Raw genomic sequence first — 11,728 nt, 5'->3', positions numbered from 1 at the left:
CTTTGCCATAGTTATAAAGTATATGTCTAAAGGTACAAAAATTTTTGGACATGGCAAAGCCCTGGCTTGAGAAAGTCGGGGCTTTGTGATAAAAAAAGAGGATATGTCTATTTTGACACACCCTCTTCATATCGATAAATGGAGCTTTCAGTATTCCAATTATTTCTATTCCTCAAAAGACCTTGAGACTTATTCTTCCAGATCATCCAGTTGTCCTTCTTCCACCGAGATCTTATCAATCGGCAATTGACGGTCGAAGGATGTATTGAAAGAGATGATCGTCTCGCTTCTGGATAAGCCCAAAGGTTGGAGTTTGTCGTGGATAATGGAGACCAGATCACGATTGTTCTTAGCATACATCTTGATGAAAAGGTCCATATCTCCCGTTGTGGCATGACATTCCACCACTTCAGGTATTTTCTTCAACGCCTCGACCACACTTTCGAAAGAAGACGGATCCCGCAAGTAAAGAGAGATGAATGCACACGTCTCGTAACCTATTTTTTCGGGATCTATGATAAACTCGGAGCCCTTCAGGACACCTAATGTGGTCAATTTCTGTATGCGCTGATGAATCGCAGCCCCACTGACATTGCAGACTCGAGCTACCTCTAAGAATGGAATACGTGCATTAGAAGCAATCAGCTTCAAAATTTTCTTGTCTAATGAGTCTAAATTATGATGTGCCATTATTAATATATTTGCTGCAAATATACGGCAAATATTTGAAAATTGCAACTAAAAGAACAAGAAATACTTTCATTTGACAGCTTTTTCCACCTTTAAATCCGATATATAGGATAGAATATATCTGAAGGAAAATAAATTTCGGAGAACTCAGACCAAACATGATAATGATGAAGCGGGAGTCTTTCCCGCGAGCTTATTTCTGACTTGATGCTAACAAATAAAATAAACTCTTCTTTATCATTAAAACAGTCTAAAGGAAGCGGAAAGTATAGGATTCGAACCTATGAAACGCTTTAGGCGTTTACACGCTTTCCAGGCGTGCCTCTTCAACCACTCGAGCAACTTTCCTTAAAAACCGGTGCAAAATTACAGTTTTTAAGCCAAAAACAGGCAGAAGAGACATAATTTTAAACTTCTTTAAGCTTTCTCGGATGGTAAAGGTGTGCTTTTGTCAGAAATAGGAGACCCATCAATGCCAATTCCAAATATCCGCTTGACATTTTCGTTCGTTATGGCCGCCACTTCCTCTACGCTTTTTCCATAACTCAGAGCTAAGGTCTTCAGCACTTCGACCACATAAGCACTCTCGTTACGAGTTCCACGATGAGGCACCGGCGCCATATAAGGGCTGTCTGTTTCCAATACGATACGGGACAGAGGGACTGAAGCCGGCAAGTCTTCCCTCAAATGACTACTCTTGAAAGTCGAAACACCTCCGATGCCCAAAGAGAAATTGGAGAAACGAAGATAAGCTTCAGCTTCCTTCTGATTGCCTGTAAAGCAATGGATAACCCCTCCGGGCAATTCCTTCTCATAAGGTTTCATAATATGCAGGAGTTCGTTCTGTGCCTTCCGGCAATGGATTTCCAAAGGCAGGCGCGTCTCCACAGAACATTTCACCTGCTCCTCAAAAGCAGCCAACTGTGCCTTTTCAAATTCCCTGGACCAGTAAAAATCAAGTCCGCACTCGCCGATAGCGATAAAAGGCGTTTTCCGATACCCGCCGGTAAATCCATTCAAATCGCTCGAATAACTCTTGTCCAATATAGACCGCATTTCCGACAAAACCTCTTTCCAATCGTCCCTGACCTCTTCAGGTTGAAGGCCGATCATCGGATAAGCGAATCCAGGATAATCTTCAGAGACTTTCATCACACCTGCGACACTCGGCAAATCTATTGCAGGCAGGAAGACCTTTACCACGCCAGCCTGCTTTGCGCGCGCAATCACCTCCGGCAGATCATCTTTGAATTCATCACCATATAAATGGGCGTGTGTATCGATACATTTAAAATCGGGCATCATGAGCATCAATGGTTACGGTTCATCATATTCCGGGCAAAACCGGCAAGAATCTGTTTCCGACTCTCCGGCAGGTCTACAGCATCCAGATAGTGTTGACTGACTTTGAAGAAATCATCCATCTTCTTCAATGCCATCTGGTCAATACCCATTTCATTATAGAGGTGGGTAATCGCAGCCACCTTCTCCTCGCGGTCGAAGTCCTTTGCCTGAATCCAATGATCAAGTTCTTTCCGCTGCCTCTTGTCCGCCTTGTTGAAAGCGTTGATCAGCATATACGTCTTCTTATTGGAGATAATATCCCCGCCTATAACTTTCCCGAATATTTTCGGATCACCATAGACATCCAGATAGTCATCCTGCAACTGGAACGTCAGGCCGAGTTGTTCGCCGAACCGATAGAGATTATCTCTATCTGCTTCCGGTGCATCAGCGAGAATAGCCCCGATTTTCAAGGCACAGGCGAGAAGGACACTCGTCTTCAGACGGATCATTTCGATATATTCATCCTCCGTGACATCATCACGAGTCTCGAAATCGATGTCATACTGTTGTCCCTCACCGATTTCCAAAGCCGTTTCAGTAAACAGATCCAAGACAGGCCTTAGATAGACATCCGCACACTTGGCCATCTGTTCATAAGCGAGCACCAGCATCGAGTCGCCCGAAAGGATAGCCGTATTCGCATTCCATTTCTTGTGAACAGTCATCTTGCCGCGACGCATATCAGCATGATCCATCAAATCATCGTGCAGGAGTGTGTAATTATGGTAAATCTCCAAGGCAATTGCATTCACCAGAATAGAGTCAACATCTTCTTTGTACAAATTATAGGCAAGCAGCATCAAAGTTGGACGGATACGCTTTCCTCCCATTGACAGGACATATTGAACAGGAACATAGAGCGATGCAGGTTGACGGGTGAAAGACAGTCGGGTCAGGTAAGTGTTGACCTTCTGTAGAATTTCTTCTGATGTATACATAATTATTAACTTTTTCTGTTTCTCTAAAAGATAATATTCTTGTCTTTCTTTCTATTCCGAAAACGGAATCTATGGCAAATTTACCTAAATATTTGAAAAAAGCCGTACCTTTGTCAAATAAATCAGGAATTGTAATGAAAAAAAAGATCACTATTGCCATTGACGGCTATTCTTCGTGTGGGAAAAGTACCATGGCCAAAGATTTGGCCAAAGAGATCGGATATGTCTATATAGATACGGGAGCCATGTACCGTGCCGTAACCTTCTATGCCCTGCAGCACCACCTGTTCAAAGAGGACGGAACGATAGAGACAAGTGCATTGGAGGATCAGATCCCTGCTATCCACATCCGTTTTCAGCGTGATTCCCAGACAGGGGCACCACGAACCTTCTTGAATGGGAAATGTGTGGAAAGAGAGATCCGCTCTCTCGAAGTATCGGCTCATGTCAGTCAGATCGCAGCCCTCCCGGCAGTCCGTCAGGCTTTGGTAGCCCAGCAGCAAGCGATGGGCAAGGACAAGGGGATTGTCATGGATGGCAGGGACATTGGCACAGCTGTATTCCCTGATGCTGAACTGAAGATATTTGTGACGGCCCGAGCAGACGTGCGCGCCAAGCGGCGGTATGACGAACTGAAAGCGAAGAATATGCCTGCAGATTACCAGGCCATCTATGACAACATCCAGCAACGCGATGAAATCGACACGCACCGACAAATGAATCCTTTAAGAAAAGCAGATGACGCCATAGAACTTGATAACAGTGATATGACTATCGAAGAGCAGAAGAAGTGGCTATTGCAACATTACCTCGATGCCGCCAGCCGTTGACAGGTTGTCGGACTTCTGGAACATTCGACTGTTCATCACTGCTCCCTAGTACAATTGCGGATATAATCCGCACATTTCTCCATCAGCCATTTCGGCGTACTCGTAGCTCCGCAGATACCGATGGAATGTACACCCTTCAAACTTATTTTGCGGATATCCTCAGGTCTGTCGATGAGATAACTGTTGGGATTGACCCGCAAACATTCATGAAACAGCACTTTCCCGTTGGAACTCTTCCTTCCGCTGACAAAAAGCACCATATCATGTAAAGATGCAAACTCAGCTATATGTGGCATGCGGTTAGCAACTTGACGGCAAATGGTATCAAAACTGTTGAAGACCGCTCCCGGAGCGATATGCTGCTGGATATAAGCAATGATATGGTGAAACTCATCCAAGTTCTTCGTCGTCTGTGAATACAGATAGGTATCACGGGAGAAATCCAGTTTCTTCACATCTTCCAGATTCTCTACGACAATCGCTTCTCCTTGAGTCTGTCCCACCAACCCCAATACTTCGGCATGACCGTTTTTACCGAAAATGACAATCTGAGCATTGGGATTGCTCTCATATTGCTTTTCTATCCGCTTATGCAATTGCAAGACCACAGGGCAGGTCGCGTCAATAATCTCTATATGATTCTGCCTTGCCACCTCATACGTCTCAGGCGGTTCCCCGTGAGCCCTGAGGAGAACCTTGACATTATGGAGTTTCTTCAACTGTTCATGATCGATCGTAACTAGACCTTTTCGGTGCAAGCGGTCCACCTCCATACTGTTATGGACGATATCGCCAAGACAATAAAGTGTTCCGCCCGCAGCCAGTTCTTCTTCGGCCTTTGTGATGGCTCTGGTCACGCCAAAACAAAAGCCACTGCTTTTATCTATTTCTACCTCTATCATACTGATGGATTATTAGGATCCCTGTCTCTACCCTTTCAGGATGAAGACAGAGACAATCACCTTATTAATAATATACCCCCACGCTGTCTTTGAGATGGAGACCGAACGAGATCCCTTAGTTTCGGGTCAGAATCGGAATTTCAACCTCTTCGTGGTTCGGGTCATTGGTAATCATCAAGACACGGGGTTTGCTTCTGGACTTCCTCAATCCTGATTTTTCGGCAGTTATCTTCAACAACGCCTCTTTTCCAGGTTCTATCTTGGTCTTGTTTAGAGCCACCTTCAGTCCTAAAGTAAACATCTGGAGAGAACGGATCTCGAGAGTGCTGTTCCCTATATTGGTGATCTTTATTTCCCCCTTCAATTTTTCTTTTCGTCCGAATGAACCCAGATTCAGGACACTAGAAGAGAGTTCCAGTGCCGGGACCTGCAATGCGATAGCGTTGACGTTGGACGTGGGATGATCAGGTGGAAGCAAGACAGATGAAACCGTAATCTCCTTATCCGGAGAGACTTCGTCACCGGGAGACGTACCCAGATAAATGCTTGTCTGTACCAACCCGTAATCATGGAGTTTATGAGAATCAGCCGTCAGCAAGACGATCCCCGAATGACCGGGTGAGAGTTTGGAAGGTGCAAAGATCGCCGACAGATACCCCGGTAAATGCATCATCACAGGTTGTACAACGCTCTGTGTCGGGTTGAAGATATAGATCTTCTGAACTTGACGGTCACCTTTATGAACTTCAAATTCGATATTGTTCTTGTCTATCTTAAGCTTTCCTGCATGATAGGGATACTTCCCGTTAAAATCCTGAATCGTATCTCTCACGACTACCCCATGCATCCAAAGGACCATAGGTTTGTCATCCCCCATAACCTCTACCTCGACCGGTTTCCGGAAATGTCCCAATAAACGGGCATCATAACTGGTCTCGATCTCAAATTTCTTTCCTTTATCTATCCGTTTTTTAGGAAAGCGAACGGCTACACAACCGCAATCCGTACGTACATCCTTGAGCATCACACTGTGCTTGCTCACATTGCTGAACTTGAATACGGCTGTCGCAGGATGCTTGTAAATCACATTGCCGCAATCCACTGTCGATTGCTCTACGGTGACACGTTGTGCCGAAACAGTCAGAGCACAAGGAAGAAGCAAATACAAGACTAACTTTCTATAATTCATTTTCGATTATTCAATATCATCGGGATTCAGGCAAGGGCACAGCATTTCTCCGCACCCTTCCCGAGTCCGTCCTATCATTTCACCATATAAGTTTGAGCCGCAACCCGTGCCCCATAAGCAGGGCTGTAGGCGCATTGTACCGTACAAGTACCGCTTTGATAATTGCCCGTTCTGTCAACGACATATTCTGTCTGAAGGACATGCTTGCCTTTCGAAAGATTATCGAAGAAATAATTCGTAGTCTGGTCTTTAGGCGCATAATAGTAGTCCCCGGCATATCCGCTCAATTGCCTTACAGGTTCAAAACAAGCAGGCCGCTGATCAGACAGTTGTACGAAATCATAATCTCTGTCGCAGGTGACGGTCAGACGGACAGTCACCCGATCGCCGACCTTCAAGTCTCCAGGATCGAGTTTGGAGCCAGAAGCAGACAGGAGTTCTCTCTCCAGCGTCATACCAGACTGATTGCCCTGCACCTCAGTCCCTTTCTGCATGAACTGGGCATAGACAGCACCCCAACTCGTTCCGGTACTGACCTTATCGACGGTCAGAGTCTTGACATCCTTTACGGCCTCGGAGGACTTGACATATCCCAGTCCTCCCGTCGCAGGTGAGGTCTCAAGTTGCTTTCCGTCTATTTTCAAAACGGAGAGGGACTCCTTGCCTTCAGGTATCAAACTGTCTACGCCAAACGCATAGACAGCGTCAACGGCATTGGCAGGCGTATCCCACGATGTCGTCCGCTTCTCCTGAAGAAGCCAACGTCTCATCTCATCGATGGCCCCGGATCCCGGTTCTATCATGCGAAGTCCTTCGATGGCAGCCACTTCAGTCGGTATCTTGTAATCGCACCAACTGTAGGCGGCTTTGTGCGTATCAAAATAGCGTCCCATCTCATCCGTATAAACCGAGTATTCCTTTACACTCTGCAAGTATTCCTTTGCTTTCTGGAGATGATGCTGCTTAGCCAGGATGATGGCAGTCTTCGCCTTTCCGTAGATCGTCAGGGCAGATCCATGATCAACTATCAAATTGACCAGATAGTTTTTATCCGTTTCTCCCTGTGACGACAGGGTACGACCGTCAATCGCACTGATATACAAATAGCGCAAAGCTTCTTCAGAAGGAAGGACATCCTTCTCTCCTTTACTCTGTTCTTTCCGGAGTTGGAGCACTTCTTCATGCATCTTACCCGACATCCATTTGAAAGCCTGAGACAACATTTCTGCAGTCTCCTGCTGCTTGCCCGTCATGGCATTCAACCTTACAAGGGCTTCACTCACCATTTCAGTCATATGGATATTTCCGGACATTCCCTGCCACCAAGCCCAGGAACCATCCGAACTTTGCAGGCGGCGCAACTTGGAAAGGATCTCATCCCTGCGGGACTGTATCAGATTTTCATCCAACAGTTCACAGAGTTTTTGCTTCTGGTCGGTCTGCTTGTCAGCTTCAAGCACCCAAGGTGTTTCGCTCAAAACGATTTGCTTCAAGTCCTGGTCCTGATCGAGTTGACTCATCAGAGTAGAAGTTTTCGGACTCTCTTTTTTCCATAATTCCACGATTCGCTTCAATTCCGGATTCTTATTCATCAGATAAGCTGCAATGCCATTGGCATAATAAGCAGCTGCCAGACTCACGGCATTGTCGTTATCAGGGATGGCTATAGAAGGCAGTGACTGGATCATCAGCCATGAAGGTTGGTTCGTATACTCCACTGTCAGTTTCTTGTCAGTCGTGTTTGACGGAAACAGTGAAGCCAGATCTATCGTCTTCCTGCCAGGCTCATTCTGAGTAAAGGCCAAGGAACGACTTACATATTCACGATCCGGCAATACCGGCAGATAATGCTGCTCTCCATCACTATAGTCTTTCCCTGCAACTGTCATTCGGCAGATCAACAAACTGTGGTCAAAACCGCTTATCTTCTGAGTAAGTGCAGACTGTGCCGTCAGATCCAAGGCGAAATTGACAACAGCAATACCTTCAGGTGCTATCGTATAGCGGCTGGATTCGGCATAAACAGGTTTCTCCGTCTCAGGATCCAATAATTCGATGTGAGCCGTTCCGGAAACAGTCTGAGAAGACGTGTTCGATAACCGGCCCTCGATATTTGCGCGGTCCCCCTCTCTGACAAAGCGGGGCATATTGGGTTGGATCATCACTGTTTTCCTTGCGATCACTTCATCGGACAAAGATCCGAAGTTCATATCTTTATCATGGGCAAGAGCCATAAAACGCCAGGTCGTCACACTTTCAGGAAGAGTAAACTTAAGGACAACATTTCCCTTGGAATCTGTTGTCAGTGCAGGATAGAAGAATGCCGTTTCATTCTTATTCTCCCGCAAGCCGCCGGTGGCAGAATGAGGAGATGCGGTCCGGTCATCTGATTCCGACAGATTCTCCAGTCCATTCATCGAGACCAACTTCTTTTCGGCAAGTGCCATAGGCATTTTTCCACTGTCCGTCACAGCTGCCCGCATCTGGATACCCACAGGTCCTACTCCGGGGAAGATCATAGCGTTCCCGGTATCAAAATACGTCGGGTCAAAAGTAGTGAATGCCAAAGGATTGGTCTTGAGAGTTTGATAGGATGCGTTCCCATTCAGGTTCAACCAGGAGAACCTGCTCTGGGCGGCTTGCCATGATGTCGACGGCAAACTGCGGGACAGGTCTAGTGAGAAATTCCAGTTATGCTGCAAGATCTGATCGAGGCTCTTGTCGTATAATACCGAAAGCAACTGTGCCGAGGCGGGAGTTCCGTCAGGGCGTGTAATCTTCAACGTCCAAGTCTCTTTCTGTCCGGGTGTCAACATATTCCGGAAAGTAGACCAGTTTAATTTCAGTCGTTTGTCCGGAAGTGGAGCCTCAATTGTTGTCGTATGAATATAAGCCACCCCATTCTTCATCCAGGCATAGGTCAGGAGTATGCCGTCCCCATATTCCGGGCGATAAGTGAAGGCACGCGTATACAATGCTTTGGTCTGGTCGATAGTTCCGCTCTCGAGTATTTTGTTCCCGGAGAAGATGGCATAAAGGATATGCTGGTCAGGATCACTGCTGCCCACCTGAACATATACAGGTTGGCCCTTCTCGGAGAATGTCTTCGAAGACTGATAGAACCAGTCCCGGGTATCGACTACCGGAGTCTTGTCCGTCATCTTGAAGAGGACGACTGATTGTTTCAGCGTATCTGTACCGCAAACGGCCCAAAGTATATGGCGTCCGGAAGACAGGTTTGACAGACCTTTCAACGTGACCGACTCATTGGCCTTGGCAGTCGATTCAGTGCCATTGTCGAAACGGTAATTGACAGTTGCCGGAATAGCCGTTCCTGCAGCATTCCTGTACTGGAACACAATGGATTTCAAACTGTCAATCTCTGCTTTTTCAGGAAGGTCACAACTGAAAGCTGTCGCACGGGTTCCCAAAGGAAGGGTAAGAGTGCCTGACTCTGTCTCACCGCCGGCATCAGTAACGGACGCATTGACCTCAAAATGATAAAAACGGGCAGCATCGTCTCCAGGATTGTCTATGACCATAGGGACGCGGACGATAAACTCGCCCTTGTCGTCTGTAACGGCCGTATCAGTATAAACGCTCTTCTGAGCCTCATCCAATCCAAATAAACGCCACCAGATTGCGGGACGACGCACAACTTCATATTTCACGCGGGCACCTTGGACAGGGACGCCTGTATAGTTTTTCGCCGTTGCCTTCACCGTTACAGTATCACCGGCATGATAGATCTGATTCGTTTCAGGAAAAGTGACCTGAAAAGTCGGGCGCTTATATTCCTCCACATTGAAATAGGTAGAAGAGACAGCTCCCTGATGGTTATCCGCATACACGGAGAAACGTCCGGTAAGGCCATTGGCAGGCAGGCTGAAAGAAGTGGAAGCCGTACCATATTCATCGGTAGACACCTCTGCCTCTGCAACAGACTTGCCATTTGCATTCCTCAAGACCAACTGGATCTTTTTCCCTGAAGCAGCTTTCGCTTTTACACCTTCTTTTATCGTATAATCGATTGCTGCTACATGCACCGTTTGTCCCGGCCGATAGATCTTTCGGTCAGTAAATAAGTTCACGTTTTCACTTTCCTGCCGGGGAGCATAATAACTGTAGTTCCCCCATACATTCATCTCCGGACAACAACTGTCTGAAGGCGTAGAGACATAGATGACAGAATTTTGCTGTGTATAAGGACAGATGACCTCTCCTTTATCATCACATTTCAGAGTAGTTGCTTTGGAATAGTCTGATGAACCGGAATGACTGACCACTGCATTTCCCGATAGTGTCAGCCGCAACGTTGCATTCTGCAGCGGTTGACCCGTAGTCGCACTGACTACAGCATACCGAACCTTGCCTTCAGGTAATTCTTCATGGAGAAGAGCGACATCTGAAACAAAGAAAAATGCTCTCTGAGTCGCAATGTCCTTGTCACCGGACGTCATCTCCACAAGGTAGATGCCTACCGGCAAACCTTTAACTTCAAAAGAATCCTTTAAGATTTCATAAGGTTGACGCATCCCATACGACTTTTTCTGGGTGGCCAGCACTTCATCAGAAAGATACCCTTTCAAAGTTTTATATTGAGCTTCATTCAAAGTTGTCAGTCCTCTGGTTCCCAACAACGTCGAGAGTTGACCCACACCGATATTTATTTTTCTGATGCTCAGGGACAAACTCGGCAGATGGCGAATCAGGTCAACTTTGACTTGAAAGGACTGATTCGGGATTATCACTACGCGCTGCAAAGAGGCAGAGAATGACGGATTAGTGAGTTCTTTCTTCTCATTCCTGAGGAAATCCATGCCTTGCCAGTTTCCCCACTGTGACAAAGCATAATCGATATAGTGAATACGGTCGGCTACCGTCACGCTTTTGACCCGCTGCAGGAAGCGGTAACGAGCCAACGCGAGTTCTCCGGTCTCAGGAATATCCCGATAGACTTGAATCAGGGAATCAAGACGGTGAAGATACTGTGATTTGCAGGTGTCCAGAACACCCACCTTCTGATTGGCATCCAGTTGCTTGCAAGCGATGATGCACGAAGCGGCCCTGTTGCCCGCATGCTGATAGTAATCCAGCAAAGTTTTGTAATCCTTCGCCTGCAAACCTATCACATGAAGAAGATCATTGTTGAAGATGGCACTGTCTGTCCCCTTAATAAAAAGAGGTGTAAACTCAGAAGCCTTCTGCTTGGCCAGCAAGTCAGGATGCTGCATCGACAACTGATAGTATTTCTTGCTCTGGGTGACATGATCATCACCCAGGTTCGGGTTTTCAGCATAGAACCGCCCTAATGCCGACTCATAAATTGCAGCCAAGACAGGGTCGGAAGGCTCTGCCTTCTGCGCCTTTGACTTCAGACGTCCGACCTCAGCCGATAGTGAATCCGGAGAAATATTGGATTTTAAGGATGCTGCTTTCAATTCGGCAGATAACAACTGACCATAATTATGGTCTTTCTCAGACTTGGACGCTATCTGCTTCAGGATATTCAATTGGGTTGCCGGCAGGTCTTTATGCTGTGCATCAGTGAATTGACGCCATAAGGACTGATAGCTGTCCGCCATCATCGACAAGGGCAAAAGAAAGGATAAAACAATCATCCATAACTTCTTGTTCATATTCATCACTTCGTCTTATTATAACATTGTATACGCAAAGATAATGCTTTTAATCCAATATTCTTGCTTTGTATAACCTCTTTTTATATATTTGCAACATATCAAGATCTTTAACTATCGTTGCTCTCCAAATGCCTCCCTTCCCGCCAAATGACACAATGACACACAGATAAGACTTTTTGGCAGTCGCATC

General features: G+C 46.3%; 7 protein-coding genes and 1 tRNA gene. 1 reads left to right on the top strand and 7 read right to left on the bottom strand.

The annotated features are described in order from the left end of the window. Nucleotides 1–189 precede the first annotated feature (189 nt). From NG821_RS09375 to NG821_RS09360, 4 genes are all read right to left on the bottom strand, one after another. Nucleotides 190–690, bottom strand: coding sequence for an Lrp/AsnC family transcriptional regulator (locus tag NG821_RS09375; RefSeq protein ID WP_252761401.1), 501 nt, complete (start codon nucleotides 688–690; stop codon nucleotides 190–192). A gap of 260 nt (nucleotides 691–950) precedes the next feature. Next, nucleotides 951–1,038 (bottom strand) — tRNA-Ser (locus NG821_RS09370). 69 nt (nucleotides 1,039–1,107) lie between these two features. Then, a complete protein-coding gene (locus tag NG821_RS09365; RefSeq protein ID WP_252761403.1) occupies nucleotides 1,108–1,992 on the bottom strand; it encodes a TatD family hydrolase in 885 nt (294 codons plus the stop codon). Nucleotides 1,993–2,000: 8 nt separating this feature from the next. After that, complete coding sequence (locus NG821_RS09360; RefSeq protein ID WP_252761400.1) at nucleotides 2,001–2,975, bottom strand: polyprenyl synthetase family protein; 975 nt, start codon at nucleotides 2,973–2,975, stop codon at nucleotides 2,001–2,003. Between the two features lie 134 nt (nucleotides 2,976–3,109). On the opposite strand from NG821_RS09360, the gene cmk reads away from it, so the two are divergent. Then, complete coding sequence (gene cmk, locus NG821_RS09355) at nucleotides 3,110–3,805, top strand: (d)CMP kinase (RefSeq protein ID WP_252761399.1); 696 nt, start codon at nucleotides 3,110–3,112, stop codon at nucleotides 3,803–3,805. A 35-nt stretch (nucleotides 3,806–3,840) separates the two neighbouring features. Here the strand turns inward: cmk and NG821_RS09350 are convergent, their stop codons facing one another. The 3 genes from NG821_RS09350 to NG821_RS09340 all read right to left on the bottom strand — a co-directional run bounded on the left by NG821_RS09350 (nucleotide 3,841) and on the right by NG821_RS09340 (nucleotide 11,535). Then, the gene (locus NG821_RS09350; RefSeq protein WP_252761398.1) at nucleotides 3,841–4,707 is read right to left on the bottom strand and encodes a 4-hydroxy-3-methylbut-2-enyl diphosphate reductase; all 867 of its coding nucleotides are present in this window, start codon (nucleotides 4,705–4,707) and stop codon (nucleotides 3,841–3,843) included. 115 nt (nucleotides 4,708–4,822) lie between these two features. Next, nucleotides 4,823–5,896 (bottom strand): DUF1573 domain-containing protein, encoded by a 1,074-nt coding sequence (locus NG821_RS09345; RefSeq protein ID WP_252761397.1) that lies wholly within the window; start codon nucleotides 5,894–5,896, stop codon nucleotides 4,823–4,825. A gap of 74 nt (nucleotides 5,897–5,970) precedes the next feature. After that, on the bottom strand, nucleotides 5,971–11,535 hold the full coding sequence (locus NG821_RS09340) for an alpha-2-macroglobulin family protein (protein ID WP_252761396.1): 5,565 nt from the start codon (nucleotides 11,533–11,535) through the stop codon (nucleotides 5,971–5,973). Nucleotides 11,536–11,728 lie beyond the last annotated feature (193 nt).

Source organism: Segatella cerevisiae, from assembly GCF_024054555.1.
Lineage (GTDB): Bacteria > Bacteroidota > Bacteroidia > Bacteroidales > Bacteroidaceae > Prevotella > Prevotella cerevisiae.
The sequence above is the reverse complement of the archived record's forward strand: the minus strand, read 5'-3'. Positions and strand labels throughout refer to the sequence as shown.